The organism is Azospirillum picis, assembly GCF_017876115.1.
Classification (GTDB): Bacteria; Pseudomonadota; Alphaproteobacteria; order Azospirillales; family Azospirillaceae; genus Azospirillum; species Azospirillum picis.
On the sequence record NZ_JAGINO010000025.1, the window covers coordinates 28180 to 41645 of the forward strand.

Sequence of the window (13466 nt, forward strand, 5' to 3'; positions counted from 1 at the left end):
CGGAACCTCAGCGACGGGGCTTGATGATGATGGCGGGGGACTCGACGCGCGTGCCTACCCGGCCGCGGGAGAGCCCCTTGCGCTTGCCGGTGGTCCAGACCTGCCGCTGCTTCAGCCGGTACTGGTTGGGGAAATCCATCGTGTAGACCCGGCGCACCTCGACCACGTCACCCCAGCGGGAGCGGATCGCCTTCACGGCGTCATCGAACAGGCCGGGCGGCACGCTGAAGGACAGCGCCTCGCCGCCGATCAACTGCACGTCCACCTTGCGGCTGTAGGGCAAGTTGTTGCCGATGATGATTTCGGTGACGGTGGGGGACAGCGCGGCGGCGTTGAACTGCGCCGCCGGGACGAACCGGCCTGCGGAGTCACCCTTGCCCGCGTGGGCGGACGAGCTGTCCTTGATGCCGAAATAGAAGCCATCCCGGTAATGCGCCGTCTTGCCCGTGGCCGGGTTCAGCGGGGCGGAGGACCGGGGCGGGCTGCGGTTGATGAGGAAGCTGAGGGCGAAGGTGCAGACCGCGCCCAGGATCGAGAACCGGTAGACGATCCGGCCGCCGTCGGCCGGCCGGACCGCCGTCTCCGGCGCACCCTCCACCCCGTCGACCCAGCGACGGTACCGACGGGTGGCCCGGCCGGCAGCTATGAGCCGGTCCCGCTCGGTGATGGCGATTTCCGCCAGCCGGCGGGACTGCGCCTCCGGAGACAACGCCCGGTCGGCGAAGACCCGAAGCCGGGCGTTGAATGCTGCCGCTTTGGCCATGGGTCACTCCGTCTCGGTCTTTCTCTGCCCCTCCTTCACCTTCTCCGCCCACCACTCGGCATAGACGCCGTCCATGGCGCGCAGCAGGCGGAGCAGGAGGTGGAGGTCGTGGCCATGGTCGGCGGCATAGGTGCGGGCCACCGACCAGGGGATGCCGCAGGGGGTGGCTGGCCCCATGCCGCCGCTGCGCCACTGCCGATCGTCGGAGAGCGCGTGCCAAGCACGCCACGCCCACCGGCACCACGGCAGCGGCTCGACCGCCTCGCCCTCGTCCTCCAGGCGGGAGGCCACCATCTCGGCCGCGTCGGGATCATCCTCTGCAAGGTCGGCCAGCAGGTCGTTGCTGTCCGCCTTGCGGGTGAGGTGGTCCCGAAGGGCCGCGGTCAGTTTCCCTCGGCTTCCTCCGCGTCGGCCTCGCGATCGGCGGTCGCCATGGTGGCGGCGGTGAAGGCCGCGTTGGAGATGTCCGGATACTCAGGGTCGCGGAGGAACTCCAGGAACTCCTCGAACGAGACATCGTTGCCGTCGTCGTCCTTGAACTTGACGTCGCGGATGCAGCAGGCGATCAGGCACTCGATGTTGATCTTGCGCTTCATCGCGGCCGGCAGCTTCTCGGTGTCGCCGCCGAAGCCCTTGGCCGCCTTGCGCTGTTTGGCAGCCTGCATGTCGAGGTAATCATCACCCATGCCGAGGGTGAGGATCTGCAGATCCATGTCGGGATCGGGGCGCTTCCAGACGCCGGCGGTGTAGGCGGTGGAGCTGCGCTTGCGGGAGGCGAGGTTCGCCATGGTCGTAAATCCTTGATTGGTCGATTGGTCGGAAGTGCGCGATGGATGGGCGGGCGCCGACCAAACGCCCGCCCGCGGCTCGCGCGCGCCGTCATGCCGCCGACGGGGCCGGCAGCCTCTTTCCCGTGGTCGTCGGGGTCTCGTCAGGGGGTCAGCGGACGAACTCGAGCCGGTTCACGATGATCTGCGCCCCGGTTAGGCTGTCCTTCGAGCCGGTCAGCTTGACCGGCAGCATGACGTCCTGGTTCTTGCCGCTGACGGCCGGATCGCCTTCCTTCGGGATCAGGCGGGGCGCCTCCCAGACCATCGCCTGGGTGCCCTTCTGCAGGCGGGTATTGATGGCGGTCGGCGTGGCCGCCCCCACCTTGGCGAGCAGGTCCGCGTTGCCGAAATAGGTGTCCAAGTCCACCGACACATCACAGGAGCCGTCCACCACATCCACCGGCGCCGGGGCGGTATCGTCACCGTCGGACGCCGCGTCGATGGCGCGCAGGTTGTTGCCGACGGTGAACTTCACACTCTTGGCCCAGTTGGGCTTACCGAGGGCCAAGCCCCCCTCACCGATGCGGCCGCAGTTGGCCGAAAACGCCATCACCGGATAGAGATTGGTGTCCGGCGCCTCGTCGGGCAGCGCGTCCAGCGTGGTGGGGCCGGGGGTGCCGGCCTTCATGCCGACGAAGGTGATGGAGCCTGTGGCCTTCTCCTTGGCCCCGCCGCCGAACTCGATACTCCCCACCCGCATGCTGGTCTGGGCAATGTAGGTCGGCGGCGTGTGGTCCATGAAGCCACGCTCCAGGGTCAAGCCCAGCTTGGCCACCCCGTTGACCAGCACATCGCCGAAAAACACCCGGATCGATTTCCCGGCTCCGGTGTCGGCCGCCCAGGCGCCCGGCAGGTTGTCCAGCGTCAGCTTGCGGGCGGCGATGCCGACGACGCGTGCAAAGCCGTTGGTGCCGGCGGTGGCGAAACGGTTGCCCGCGCCGATGTCGCCGGGCTTCACCCACTGGCCGATCCGCAGGCCGAGCGTAGTGAAGTCCAGCCCGCCCGTCTCAGAGGTCAGGCCATCGGCCACGGCCTTGATGTCGTCGGCCGCCCCTTCGAAGCCAACCACCTTCATGCGGGCACCAGCGGCCGGGCTCGGCTCGTCCACCAGCCCGGCGCCGACGAAGGCCGGGGCGGTGGGGCTGCCGGCCGTGACCTTCGCCAGCTTGCCCTTGTTGCCGGCGGCACCGAACCCGCTGAAGTAGACCAGATGGCCGGCGACAAAGGCGGCGGCACTCGCCACGGCGACCACCTGGGTGGCGGCGGTGACGGACTGGATGACGCTGCCGGCGCTGCCGTCGTTGTCGCGCGACGGGGTGTTGATCCAGGGGTTGCAGAAGGCCGACTCCATCTCGCTGGACAGCAGCGAACCGTCGACCGGGTAGTGCCATTCGATGCCGATGGAGCCGTCGTTGGTCTGGCCGACCAGGATCGAGTCGTTGTTCATGCGATCGTCGCGGATCTCGTCGGAGTCGACGGTCACCGGCTTGTTGGACAGGCTGATCGAGGCGACGCGCTGCTTGCGCATGCGCGGGGTGGTGGGGGTGGTGCCGTAGGTCGTCTCGGCGACGCCCGTCAGGCGAACACGGTTGGAACTGGACATGGTGGCGGCTCCTTTCAGCCGGGCATGAAAAAAGCCGCTCGGGCGGTGCCGGCGGCGGGGTGGTCTTCAGCGGAGGCGCTGAAGGTCAGAAGGTCGTGGGCTGGGCAATGCCGCGGATCAGGCTCATGAAGCCCGTCTGCAGGTCCGTCTTGCCGATGGAGACCCAGCGGCCGTCGATGCCGGGCGTGGCGGCGATCTTCTCGACCAGAGCGCCGACCTCCTCAGCCTTGGCCTTCGCCTCGTTCATCAGCGCGATCTCTTCGGCCGACAGGTCCCGGTAGCCCTTGATGTGCTTGTGCTGGTTGTCCATTGCGGTCTCCGTTGGTCAGCCGGCCGGCGTCTCGGCCTGGTCAGCGGCGGGCGCCGCCTTCGCGGCCTTCGCCGGCTTCGGCGCGGCGATCTGGCCGAGGCGGATGCGGTCATCCAGGGTCAGCGGACCCTCCAGTTCGGAGCCGTCGACCTTCTGGCCGGCGGCGAACCGGCGGGTCGGGGTGTTGAAGGGGGTGAGGACGGTGTATTCGGCCATGGTGGCTATCCTTTCCTGATCCAGTCGATGACGATGTGCATGCCCCACCAGTTGCCGGTGTCGTCCTTGGCGCCGATGGGGTCGAAACGGGTGTCCTGAAACTCGACGCTGCCGATGTCCTGCCCGCGGCACATCTCGGCGAAGGCGGTCAGCAGCTCGCGGTTCAGCCGGGAGCCGGAGCCGACGGGGCTAAAGGCGAACACCATCAGCGTACCGGTCTCGTCCCAGCGCTCTTCGGCCGGGTCGCCGCTGCCAATGGACTGCTGCGACCACAGGTCGCCATCCACCAGCACCTTGCCCCATGCGTTGATGACGGCTGCACCGTCGAGGCCGGTCGGACCAAATGGCTGCGGCAGCGCGATCGGCTCGTTGTCCCAGGCCAGCGGGCAGGCCTGCGGGGCGGCATCCGGCCAGCCGGCCTCGATGAAGCTCCGGATTGCGTCGAAGGCTTGGATTGTCGCCATGGGTTCAGCCCTTCGCTTCCATCCACCAGCCGCTGGGGCGCTCGCCGGGGGAGGAGACGGTCAGGGTCTGACCACCACCGGTCCAGGCGCCACCCACGATGGTGGGCTTGATGATGACGTGATCGCCCTTTGCCGGGCCGTCCGGCGGGAAGGCGGTCTCCGCCAGGGCGTCGGCGGCGACGATGATGGAAAAGGTCCTCTGCGCCGCGGAGCCGGTCAGGGTGTCGCTGCCGGTCTCCCGCCAGAACGCCTTCAGGACCACGTCGGTGAAGGTGGGGGGGATGGTGCCGGACGGCCGGCGCAACACCACTAGGGCGCCGCGGCGGTCGATCATGCGGGCTTCGCGGGAGCGGGCCATCAGGCGATCACCACGTTGACGTAGCCGGCCGCCTGAAGCGACGCCAGCACGTCGGCCGGCAGTGCGGAGCCGTTGGCCGACGTGCCGCCCACCCAATATTCGGTGCGCCCGACGCCATCGGTTTCTTCGGCCTTCACCAACTGGTCCCGGTCCTTGGCCTCCCAGCGCAGGCGCACCAGCCGCTTAACGGCATCCTGAAGAACGGTTGGCACCTTGCCGGGCTCCCACCCGGATACCACCGCCACCGAGGTCTCGGCACGAGCCCAGCAAGCGGGCCGCCCACAGGCGTCCACTCTGGAAATCAGCCCGGCCTTCGGCTGCGGCCGGTAAAGCGCAGGGGCCAGCATCTGCCCAGCCACGGTGACGCTCGTCACGCGGGCCGGGAAGCGCCAGGGAAGCTCCAGCACATTCCCGTTCGGGATATCGGCGGCGCCGAAGGTGATGGCCGCGATCTCCTGCACGAAGGTCGCGGGCGCCTCGCCGTCATCGTCGGCGGCCACGCCGCAGGCCTCGGCCACCCGGTCGGAGGCGGACAGGCATTCAGTCGACAGCCAGACATCAAACAGAGTGTCGTTCGCGTCAATGCCAAGCTCTGCCTTCAGGTCGGCGATGGAGCAGAGTCGCCGGTCGGCGGCCGGGGCGGTGACGGTGGTGATGGCCATCTTCAGCCCTCACACCGCTCGCCGACCCAGCGGGCCGGGTACACCACATAAAAGCAGCGAGGCGCCCTGAGTTCCTCAACGGCTTCGGCGAAGCCGACGCCCAATGGAACAAGAGCTACGAACCGGCCGCCATCACTTTGGCGACGCTGGAAGCGCTGCCTATTTCCCACAATCCCCCTGTAGGAATAGCCGGTCACCGCAGCAATCTGCGAACCCTGATCAACCATCTAGCCCTCCGTGGTTATCGGGCGACCCGGGCCGACCGAGCCCTATTCCCATGGGGGCCAGAAGCGCGGGCGGCCTCGGTGGGTTCCGTGGCAGGGTCGGCGTCTGAAACCGGGCCACCCACCTCCGCCACCGGGTCTGCGGCCTCGGTGGGTTCCGTGGCAGGGTCGCTCTGCCCTTCTTCCTCTGCGATGTGCGGCCGGCCCTCGTCGCTGTTGAGAAAAACGACGGCGCCAGCATTGCGAAGCCGGATTGCTTCCTTCTCCGGGAAGCCCGCCACCTCCCCCGCAGCATACGGGGGAGCGTGCCGGCGGAACCGGACGGTGATCATGGGAGCCGATCCGCACCGCCGAAGACAGCCAGACCGAACAGGCTGGCGGTGTCGGTGGCGGTGGCGGACAGGTCCGGCGTCACCTCCATCCGGACGAACTGCTTGCAGTATTCGAGCGAGATGCCGATCCGGCCAGTTCCAGCTTCGGTGGTGCCGCCCGCGCCGCCGGTCAGCACCAGGATGGAGGCGGACGCCACCGCTTCCGTCCAGACCGAGCCGTCGGGGCTGGTCAGGATGCGCGCGGCAACCGTCAGCGTCTTGGTGGCGGCGAGCGTCGCCTTGGCGCCGATCAGGAAGGCGATCGATTCGGCTCGCACGCCGCCAGGCAGCGCGGTCAGGTCGATGGTGACGCCGTTGGCGGCGGTGCCGTCGCCAGCCCCGCCGGCAGTGGCGGAAGTGGCGGGCAGAGCAAAGGCGCACGGCCCTAGCTCTGCCACGATGTCGCGGCCGAGAGAGAACATCAGGGTCTCCATGATGAATCGGGTGGAAGTGGAGAGGGCGCCTTGGGGCGCTCCGTCTTCAGACCAGATAGTCGGCGCCCCAGGTGATGCCCGTCATCACCACGAAGGCATTCTTGCGGCTGAGGCCGTATTCGTGCGCCGACATGGCGCGGATCACCGTCTGGTTCAGAGAGAACGCTGACTTCTGCGTCCCGCCGACCGAGTAGCTGGCCTCCTTGCTAATGTCGATGGACACCTTGTAGCTGTCCATCACCATGGAGAAGGAAAAGTCGCCCAGCGTGATTTCCGTCTCATTGTGCCCAGCGCCGAGGTTGGCCGGGATGCGGTTGTAGCGCTCGACCGGATAGCCCTTCCAGGTCGGCTGGAGCGCATCGAGCGACGGATAGACCTTGTTGCCATTGGCGTCCCGCAGGTTCTGGAGCCAGAGGAACACGCGGTCATGCATCAGCCACGCCGGACGGATCATGGGGATGTTGGCCAGCGATAGCTTCAGCACCATCTGCGCCGCGGCCTTGTCGATATCGGCAACGGTGCTGCCAGCCGGCGCCGCGATGACGTGCCTCGGATCGACCTGGAAGCGGAGCCCCTTCGGCGTCGCGTCGGTGCCGGGACCGCGGTAGAAGAACAGGTCCTCCGTTTGCGCGAAGCCGTCCAGGATCATGTTGCGGACGTACATGTCGATCGGACGGGAGGCGAGCCGCAGCAGCTTGTTGGAGATCGGCACCAGGGCGCCGATCTCGCGCTCCTTGGCGGAGAACAGGCCGAACTCGGGCTCCTCCGACAGCAGGTCCTGCCCCTCGCCGATGTAATGGGCGTTGATGCCCTTCTCGACCGTCGGGACGTTGTCGGAGCCACCGACCAGCGGAACTGCAGTGGAAATGCGGCGCATCGCCGTGCGCGGCAGCAGCAGCGGGATCAACGCTTCCGACAGGCGTTCGGGGATGAACACGCCGCCGCCGGTCATGTCGTTGCTCTGCATGGCCGCGCCGATCTCCTGCGCAACCGGATGACGCTCACCGAAGGTCTTGCCCGCCCATTTCGTCGCGACGGAATGGTCCTTGGCGTCGACGCCGATGGTGATGGCACGAACGGCGCGCGCGAAGTTGATGCCGGGATCCTCTTTCTCGGCGACCTGCGCCGGGACGGTCGCGGCCGAGTTGCCGCCCGACTCGCCGCCGAGGGATTCCTCCGTGCCGGTGGCGGTGGCGCCGCGCGCCTTCTGTTGGCGCTCGGCCAGCGCGAGGTGCTGGGCGACGCGCTCCAGATCGGCCGTCAGCTTCTCGGCCTTCGCCAGGACTTCGTCCGAGCTGTTGACGCCGAGGTTGAGCGCCTTCAGCTCACCCTCGATGCGGGCCTGCTCCTGCCGCAGGCTGGGGATGTCGAACATGTTGATGCTCCGTGTGAGGAAGGATGGGGCGGAGCCCCAGTTACCGCGCAGCCTGCTGGCCCTTGCGGAAGCTCTTGCCGACCCGCGCCATCCGGGTAAGCGCAGCGTCGATGGAGGAAATCCCGTCAACCATGCCGGCCGCCTGGGCGTCGGCGCCGACCCTGGTGCCGCCCCGCCCGAAGTCGGACGTCACCTTGTCGGCAGCCACGTTGCGGCCGCGGGAGACATCGGCGATGAACTGCCCCTCCAGGGCGTCCAGGGTTGCCACGATCTCGGCCATGCCGTCGTCTGTGCTGGGATCGGGGCGCTTGTTCGGGGCATTCGTCGAGACGATGTCGAACCAGACGTTCCCGTCGACATCTGCCTCCGTCTGCTTGGGCATGCAGACCACCACGCCAATCGAGCCGACGATGCCGGTGCGCTCGATGGTGAAGCGCTCCGCCTGTGAGCCGAGCCAGTAGGCACCGCTCGCCGCGGTGCCGGTGGCGTGGGCTGCCAGCGGCTTGACCGAGCGGGCGGCGAAAAGCTGGTCTGCCAGCCCGTTGACCCCGGATACCGCCCCGCCCGGACTGTCGATCACGAGCAGGCAGGCATTCACGTCGTCGGCCGCCAATGCGGCGAACAGGTCGCGCTGCACCCCGGTGATGGAGGTCGCATAGCCGTAGCGGGTCAGGAAGTTGTCGCGCGGGAAGATCGGGCCGATGACCGGGATGCAGGCGACGCCATCGACCACCATCGCTCGCCCCGATCCGCCATCCAGGCTGCGGGTGGCCGGGCCGGCGATGGGCATCAGCGCCTTGTTGCGGGCCGCAGCGTCGTTCTCGATCGGCAGCTTCTGCGCGAGGTCCGGGGTGCGGGCGAGTTCGCGCAGGGCGTGCTTAGTCATTGCCCACGGCTCCGCCGCGAGGCCCAGATAAGCCAGTGTCATGGATGGTTCCTCAGTTCGACGGTGGCGGCAGGAAGAGGGTTTCGCCGTGCGGCCCGACCAGGGAGGAGGTCAGCGCCTGCTGGCGCGCATCGTGGGCGGCCGCGTAGCGCGTCGGGGCGAACAGCACATCGGCTCCGGAGCCGTCCGGCCGCTGCTCGGTCCCGGCCGGCACCATGTTGAGCGGCGTCAGGTAGGTCTTTCCCTGGCCGTGCGGAAGCGGGTTCATGTCCTCCCACCCACGCACGTCGTCAGCCGACAACCAGCCCCATTGCCGGCCGATGGCGTAAGCCCGGTACCGGCTGGCGATGTCGCCGCGCAGAAGGTCGTCGAGATCGTGGCGGATCTCGTAATCCTCCCGCTCGGCCTCGGACAGGCAGGAGGTCTCCAGTGCCGCCTCGATGCCGCGAGCGAGCGCCGTCACCGGCCCGGTCACGTACTCGATGGCCTGGTGCTCGATGTTGGAGAAGGTGGCCCGGTCCAGGATACCGATCTTGTGCGGCGGCATGTTGAACATGGTCGCCTGCTCCAGGGCGGCCTGCTTGCGCACCTCGATCAATTGGCTGTCGCTGTTCTTGGCCGTCAGCTCCTTGAGCTTCATGCCCATTTCGAGAACGGCGATCTTGAAAGCGTTGTCCAGCCCACCCATCGCCCTCTCCAGCCCGGCCCGGACACGGTTCGCGACCTGATCGTTGGGCATCTTGCCCGACATCTCGACCACCACCGACGGGCGGGCGCCGTTGGCGAAGAAGCGCGCGGCGAAGCGTTCGGCAGCAATGGCGAGCGCCAACGACTCCCGGTGCATCTCCAGCGGCGATCTCCCCCACAACCCACCGTAATCGGCACCGTCGTTGCTCGCTCGGTAGGGGATGTGGAGCACCTCGTGGAAGGGCAGCCCCGTCACGGTGCGAGCACCGTCCATCACGTCGTAGAAGGGCTCCCCCTCCGTCGTCCAGCGGACCAGTGTCCGGCCGGGCTGGAGCGGGGAAATCCGGCCGACCTCTCCGCCACGGCGTTGGACCCGATTGAACTGGTTCCCCAGTGCCATGGCGTTGTGGATCATCGTACGGCGCCAATGAAACGCCGGCAGCCAAGGAGCTGGATGCCCGTTCAGCAACCGATAGAGCGGGTGGTCGGTTGCCTCCACCTTCTCGCCTCCGTGCTGCTTCCGGTAGACGACGAGCGGCACCTTGGCGAGGTCTTCGGACAGCACCTGGATGCAGGCGGCAACGCCCGGCAGGCGTAGTGCGTCCTGCACACCGACCCGCAGGCCGGTCGCCGTGACCATGCCGCCGAACAAGTCCACCAGCCAGCCAGCCGGGTCGGCAGAGCCGCTGGTCGTGCCGGGCAGCGAGGGAGCCGAGGCGGACGGCGATCCCACAGATCCGCCAAGAATGGCGGTTAGCCACCCGCCCATCAGCGCGCCCTCAACGCGCCGACCATGGCGACAGCGAACAGCAGGACGCCGGAGGTGACGAAGCCGGCCGGCGGGTAGTGGAGCCAAGCCCCGTACCCGATCAGCCCGACTCCGCTCGCGGCGAGAAGCAGGCGCACCCGATCCAACGCGGCATCCCGAACGGGCGCCGCGGGCTGTTGTTTCTGGTCGGCCATGCCTACCCCCAAACCTTGACGTCGAAATCCTCGGGAATGTCCTCGTCGTCGTTGGCTGGAGCCATCGAGACGCCGAGGGCGGAGATGAGGGCCACCGGCCCGTCGATCTTCTTCGAGTCCTTTTCCTTGGTCGGGTAGACGTTGTCCTTCTTGTCAGGCCGGGCCACGACGTTGGACATCATCCACTTCATGCCGGGGTCGCCGGCATGCTGCAATTTCCCGGCCCGGATCAGGGCGTCCAATTCCTTCATCGGCTCGCTGAAGGTCAACACCAACGGCCGGTACTCCGTCACCGGAGCGTTCCGTGCCTGTAGCCGCGTTACCAGCATCGTCGCCTGGTGCGGGTCGTAGGCAATGTTCTCGACCTGGAACCGGGCGCAGAGGTCGAGGATGTCCTCCTCGATCACCCCATAATCGATGATGTTGCCCTCGGTGACGATCAGCCAGCCGTCCGCGTCCCACGCCTGATAGTGCTCGTTCTCGGGCTGCAGGACGGTTTCCTCCGGCAGATAATGGAAGGTGAAGACCCGGTAGGGCTCATCTTCACTCTCCGGCAGGACCAGAACCTCCAGCGCTGCGACATCGATCTTGCTCGACAGGTCGAGCCCCAGAGCCACCCGCCGGCCAACGAAGTCGTCCAGCGATAGTCCACGCACCTCGCACCGATCCCAGGCCGCCATGTCGAAGTAGGCCGACCGGGCGTTCACCCACTTGTTCAGGTGCTTCGTCAGGAAGCGCCCGCGGTTGCGGGTGTTGTTGATCGCCTCCCGCTGGCGGGCCAGCAGGAATTCCTCGCTGACCGACACCCCCATGTTGGGGTTGGCCTTCCGCAATGCCTCGGCGGCGGTCCAGTCGTCGGCGTCGTCGACGGTGTAGATGATCCCGAACAGCTCGTCGTCGTTCGCGACCTTCTCCAGCACCTTCCGCACGACGTCGCGCATGTCGTAACAGGGGCCGGCGATGTTATCGCCTGCCGTGGTGATGACGATCGCCAGCGGCTGCTCGCGGGCGCCCATGCCGGTGACCATGGTGTCGTACTGATCGGACGTGGCGTGCTCGTGATACTCGTCCGTGATCGAACAGGAGGGCGAGGCGCCGTCGCCGGGCTTGCCGATGACGGGCTCGAACTTGCTGCTGTTGCCCAGGATCGAGATGTTCGAGGCGTTCACCTCCACCCCGAAATGCCGCTTCAGGTCCGGCCGGCCGTTCGCCATCTGCCGGGCCGGGCCGAACACCTCCCAGGCCTGCTTTTCCGTCGTGGCGCCCGAGTAGACCTCGGCGCCCTGTTCGCCGTCGGCGCACAGCATGTAGAGGCCGATGGCCGCCACCAGGGCCGACTTCCCGTTCTTGCGCGGCACCTCGATATAGACCTGCCGGAACCGGCGGAACCCGTCGGCCTTGCGCACCCACCCGAAGACCATGCAGACGATGAAGCATTGCCAGGGCTCCAGCCGGATCAGGTGGCCTTTCGGGTTCAGCGGATCCGGACGCGCCCACTTGCCCTTGGTATGGGGCATCAGCTCGATGAACTTGCACGCTTTCTCGGCCTTCACCGGATCGAAGCGGTACGGCCAGTCCGCGACGTTGTCGGCGCGTAGGTCGTTCCGGTGCCGCTGGCACGCCAGCCTGACCCATTTGCAGGCAGGCACCGTCCCGGACAGCACATCGTCGACGTAGCGCTCGGCCAGCTCCACATGCGGGTGCGCGACAGGGCCCAAGGTCTTGCCGCCACTGGCCGCGCCGCGGGTTCGACGGACGCCCGGCTGGTGCTGACGAGGCGCGCGGGGCATTACAGGTCCGCGAACGGGTTGCTGTCGCCGGGTAGCTGGCCGGCCACGCGGGTCCGATCCGCCGGCGTGAGGCCGAACTTCGCCAGCCAAGCGGCGAACCGCCGGTCAGCATCGGCGATGTCGGCGACCTCCGGGCGGGCGCGGCGCATGGGGCCGCCCTTGCCTATGGTCCAGTAATACCGCTCGCCTGCCTCGGCAAAGATGATGGTGCTGGCCTTCTCGCCGTCGGCACCCTCCGACACCATCGTCAGGGGCCGGGACAGCGACTCGCGCGCGGCCAGCAGGTCCGCGTAGGCCTCGCACAGCCCGACCATTGCCATGCCGTCGGCTTCGGTCAGCACGCCCATCTTGTCCAGGATCACCGAGACAGCGCCCCAAGTGGTCTTGGCCTTGTCGGTCAGGTGAGCCGGCGGCGACGGGATCGAGCGTTCGGGCTTCGGTTCCCGCTTGTTGGTGCGACATTTCTGCGCCGTGCCGGTGACCAGCTTCAGGTGCGTCGGCTTGGGGGGGCGTCCTGCCATTTTCAGCCTCCGAACCCTTTTGTTTTCGTTTTGCACGCGCGTGAATTTGACCACCCACCGGTGGACACCCTAAGCCCCTGTAGGGATTGACATCCCCCTACCCACCACGCTTGCCGTGCCGGCGATTATCGCAGGTGGGGCAAAGGGTTCGCAGGTTCGTCAGGGCGTCCTCGCCACCCTCTCGGCGCGGGATGATGTGGTCTGCGATCACCCGGCCACCGAACCCGCGGTCGGGGGTGGTGCAGTGCTCGGCCGTGCAGCGGTAGCCGTCCCGCTTCCAGCACGCCTCGCGGAGACGCTTCCATTCGGCGGAGCCGTAGTAGCTGTCCTGGACCTGTGGGCGCTTGCGTGGCGCAGGCCGCCAGCCGGGAGCGCGGAAGACCGGCGGACGGGACGGCATCAGCCCTCCGCCACCTGCGGCACGCCGATGCCATCCACCGCACCGGCCGACATGCGGCCGCCGACAAGCGCGAGGGCCGGCCCGATCAGCTCGGTGGCGCGGCGGTAAGCCTCCCGCTGGGCGGGGCAGTCGATCAGGTCCGCCACGGCGGGGCTGGCCTGCGGATAGGATTCGTGGTCGATCATCGCCAACCCCCTCCGATCAGAACGGCGAGGCTCAGGGCAGCAACGACTGCCCCGGCCCACCACAGCCCCTCGGCAAAGAACGCGGCCGTCATGGTCAGCCCTGCCCACCGGGCAGCTTGCCGGCCCGCCACGCCAGAAGCGTCTTGAGGATCTCCGACCCGGCGTAGCCGGCGCAGGTGCCGATGCCGGTGGCCGTCAGCGTGTCGGCGTTCATCTGCTGGGCGACCGAGCCGGCGGCGATGGTCAGCGCGCCCATGGTCGGCAGGTCCAGGATGATCATGCGCAGCAGGGCCTTCCAGCCGCTGTTGCGAGCCTCACGGGACCAGCGGGCGACCATGCCGGCAGCGACGCCGAGGGCGGTGGGGGAGAGGGACTTCGCCATCTGGACGAGGTCGTGAGCGGCAGGATCGGCCATTGGCGGGTT

20 protein-coding genes are annotated in these 13466 nt (G+C 67.9%); all 20 read right to left on the bottom strand.

The features are described from left to right. Window positions 1-7: 7 nt before the first annotated feature. Entirely contained in the window at window positions 8-763 is a 756-nt protein-coding gene (locus J2850_RS26030) for a hypothetical protein (RefSeq protein WP_209988597.1), read from the bottom strand. Window positions 764-766: 3 nt separating this feature from the next. Continuing rightward, window positions 767-1057, bottom strand: a complete 291-nt coding sequence (locus J2850_RS26035) for a hypothetical protein (protein WP_209988599.1) — start codon at window positions 1055-1057, stop codon at window positions 767-769. Window positions 1058-1146: 89 nt separating this feature from the next. After that, window positions 1147-1551, bottom strand: a complete 405-nt coding sequence (locus J2850_RS26040) for a hypothetical protein (RefSeq protein ID WP_209988602.1) — start codon at window positions 1549-1551, stop codon at window positions 1147-1149. A 151-nt stretch (window positions 1552-1702) separates the two neighbouring features. Beyond that, complete coding sequence (locus J2850_RS26045) at window positions 1703-3196, bottom strand: phage tail tube protein (protein ID WP_209988604.1); 1494 nt, start codon at window positions 3194-3196, stop codon at window positions 1703-1705. Window positions 3197-3281: 85 nt separating this feature from the next. Continuing rightward, a complete protein-coding gene (locus J2850_RS26050; RefSeq protein WP_209988607.1) occupies window positions 3282-3506 on the bottom strand; it encodes an Acb2/Tad1 domain-containing protein in 225 nt (74 codons plus the stop codon). Window positions 3507-3521: 15 nt separating this feature from the next. Further along, window positions 3522-3722 carry a hypothetical protein gene (locus J2850_RS26055; protein ID WP_209988610.1) on the bottom strand — a complete coding sequence of 67 codons (201 nt, stop codon included), beginning with the start codon at window positions 3720-3722 and terminating at the stop codon, window positions 3522-3524. A 5-nt stretch (window positions 3723-3727) separates the two neighbouring features. After that, window positions 3728-4186 (bottom strand): hypothetical protein, encoded by a 459-nt coding sequence (locus tag J2850_RS26060; RefSeq protein WP_209988613.1) that lies wholly within the window; start codon window positions 4184-4186, stop codon window positions 3728-3730. A gap of 4 nt (window positions 4187-4190) precedes the next feature. After that, window positions 4191-4544, bottom strand: a complete 354-nt coding sequence (locus J2850_RS26065; RefSeq protein ID WP_209988616.1) for a hypothetical protein — start codon at window positions 4542-4544, stop codon at window positions 4191-4193. After that, window positions 4544-5206 carry a hypothetical protein gene (locus tag J2850_RS26070; protein ID WP_209988619.1) on the bottom strand — a complete coding sequence of 221 codons (663 nt, stop codon included), beginning with the start codon at window positions 5204-5206 and terminating at the stop codon, window positions 4544-4546. Before J2850_RS26070 ends, J2850_RS26065 begins: the two co-directional genes overlap by 1 nt. A 2-nt stretch (window positions 5207-5208) precedes the next feature. Beyond that, window positions 5209-5433, bottom strand: a complete 225-nt coding sequence (locus J2850_RS26075; RefSeq protein ID WP_209988622.1) for a hypothetical protein — start codon at window positions 5431-5433, stop codon at window positions 5209-5211. 325 nt (window positions 5434-5758) lie between these two features. Continuing rightward, complete coding sequence (locus J2850_RS26080; protein ID WP_209988624.1) at window positions 5759-6223, bottom strand: hypothetical protein; 465 nt, start codon at window positions 6221-6223, stop codon at window positions 5759-5761. Window positions 6224-6281: 58 nt separating this feature from the next. Further along, entirely contained in the window at window positions 6282-7610 is a 1329-nt protein-coding gene (locus tag J2850_RS26085; RefSeq protein WP_209988627.1) for a phage major capsid protein, read from the bottom strand. Window positions 7611-7650: 40 nt separating this feature from the next. After that, the gene (locus J2850_RS26090; protein WP_209988631.1) at window positions 7651-8496 is read right to left on the bottom strand and encodes a S49 family peptidase; all 846 of its coding nucleotides are present in this window, start codon (window positions 8494-8496) and stop codon (window positions 7651-7653) included. A 52-nt stretch (window positions 8497-8548) separates the two neighbouring features. Then, entirely contained in the window at window positions 8549-9916 is a 1368-nt protein-coding gene (locus tag J2850_RS26095) for a phage portal protein (protein ID WP_209988634.1), read from the bottom strand. 35 nt (window positions 9917-9951) lie between these two features. Beyond that, on the bottom strand, window positions 9952-10098 hold the full coding sequence (locus J2850_RS26100) for a hypothetical protein (RefSeq protein ID WP_209988637.1): 147 nt from the start codon (window positions 10096-10098) through the stop codon (window positions 9952-9954). A 50-nt stretch (window positions 10099-10148) separates the two neighbouring features. Then, window positions 10149-11864 carry a terminase large subunit gene (locus J2850_RS26105; protein ID WP_209988640.1) on the bottom strand — a complete coding sequence of 572 codons (1716 nt, stop codon included), beginning with the start codon at window positions 11862-11864 and terminating at the stop codon, window positions 10149-10151. Between the two features lie 71 nt (window positions 11865-11935). Continuing rightward, window positions 11936-12457, bottom strand: a complete 522-nt coding sequence (locus tag J2850_RS26110) for a P27 family phage terminase small subunit (RefSeq protein ID WP_209988643.1) — start codon at window positions 12455-12457, stop codon at window positions 11936-11938. Between the two features lie 97 nt (window positions 12458-12554). After that, window positions 12555-12857 carry an HNH endonuclease gene (locus J2850_RS26115; protein ID WP_209988646.1) on the bottom strand — a complete coding sequence of 101 codons (303 nt, stop codon included), beginning with the start codon at window positions 12855-12857 and terminating at the stop codon, window positions 12555-12557. Further along, window positions 12857-13042: a hypothetical protein gene (locus J2850_RS26120; RefSeq protein WP_209988649.1), complete on the bottom strand. Its 186-nt coding sequence runs from the start codon at window positions 13040-13042 to the stop codon at window positions 12857-12859. The genes J2850_RS26115 and J2850_RS26120 overlap by 1 nt, the downstream gene beginning before the upstream one ends. A 94-nt stretch (window positions 13043-13136) precedes the next feature. Continuing rightward, window positions 13137-13457 carry a hypothetical protein gene (locus J2850_RS26125; protein ID WP_209988652.1) on the bottom strand — a complete coding sequence of 107 codons (321 nt, stop codon included), beginning with the start codon at window positions 13455-13457 and terminating at the stop codon, window positions 13137-13139. Window positions 13458-13466: the final 9 nt, after the last annotated feature.

What these genes read in the sequence shown, in the direction of transcription:
- J2850_RS26030 (WP_209988597.1), bottom strand. Translation starts at nt 763, where the DNA reads ATGGCCAAAGCGGCAGCATTCAACGCCCGGCTTCGGGTCTTCGCCGAC.
- J2850_RS26035 (WP_209988599.1), bottom strand. Translation starts at nt 1,057, where the DNA reads ATGGTGGCCTCCCGCCTGGAGGACGAGGGCGAGGCGGTCGAGCCGCTG.
- J2850_RS26040 (WP_209988602.1), bottom strand. Translation starts at nt 1,551, where the DNA reads ATGGCGAACCTCGCCTCCCGCAAGCGCAGCTCCACCGCCTACACCGCC.
- J2850_RS26045 (WP_209988604.1), bottom strand. Translation starts at nt 3,196, where the DNA reads ATGTCCAGTTCCAACCGTGTTCGCCTGACGGGCGTCGCCGAGACGACC.
- J2850_RS26050 (WP_209988607.1), bottom strand. Translation starts at nt 3,506, where the DNA reads ATGGACAACCAGCACAAGCACATCAAGGGCTACCGGGACCTGTCGGCC.
- J2850_RS26055 (WP_209988610.1), bottom strand. Translation starts at nt 3,722, where the DNA reads ATGGCCGAATACACCGTCCTCACCCCCTTCAACACCCCGACCCGCCGG.
- J2850_RS26060 (WP_209988613.1), bottom strand. Translation starts at nt 4,186, where the DNA reads ATGGCGACAATCCAAGCCTTCGACGCAATCCGGAGCTTCATCGAGGCC.
- J2850_RS26065 (WP_209988616.1), bottom strand. Translation starts at nt 4,544, where the DNA reads ATGGCCCGCTCCCGCGAAGCCCGCATGATCGACCGCCGCGGCGCCCTA.
- J2850_RS26070 (WP_209988619.1), bottom strand. Translation starts at nt 5,206, where the DNA reads ATGGCCATCACCACCGTCACCGCCCCGGCCGCCGACCGGCGACTCTGC.
- J2850_RS26075 (WP_209988622.1), bottom strand. Translation starts at nt 5,433, where the DNA reads ATGGTTGATCAGGGTTCGCAGATTGCTGCGGTGACCGGCTATTCCTAC.
- J2850_RS26080 (WP_209988624.1), bottom strand. Translation starts at nt 6,223, where the DNA reads ATGTTCTCTCTCGGCCGCGACATCGTGGCAGAGCTAGGGCCGTGCGCC.
- J2850_RS26085 (WP_209988627.1), bottom strand. Translation starts at nt 7,610, where the DNA reads ATGTTCGACATCCCCAGCCTGCGGCAGGAGCAGGCCCGCATCGAGGGT.
- J2850_RS26090 (WP_209988631.1), bottom strand. Translation starts at nt 8,496, where the DNA reads ATGACTAAGCACGCCCTGCGCGAACTCGCCCGCACCCCGGACCTCGCG.
- J2850_RS26110 (WP_209988643.1), bottom strand. Translation starts at nt 12,457, where the DNA reads ATGGCAGGACGCCCCCCCAAGCCGACGCACCTGAAGCTGGTCACCGGC.
- J2850_RS26115 (WP_209988646.1), bottom strand. Translation starts at nt 12,857, where the DNA reads ATGCCGTCCCGTCCGCCGGTCTTCCGCGCTCCCGGCTGGCGGCCTGCG.
- J2850_RS26120 (WP_209988649.1), bottom strand. Translation starts at nt 13,042, where the DNA reads ATGATCGACCACGAATCCTATCCGCAGGCCAGCCCCGCCGTGGCGGAC.
- J2850_RS26125 (WP_209988652.1), bottom strand. Translation starts at nt 13,457, where the DNA reads ATGGCCGATCCTGCCGCTCACGACCTCGTCCAGATGGCGAAGTCCCTC.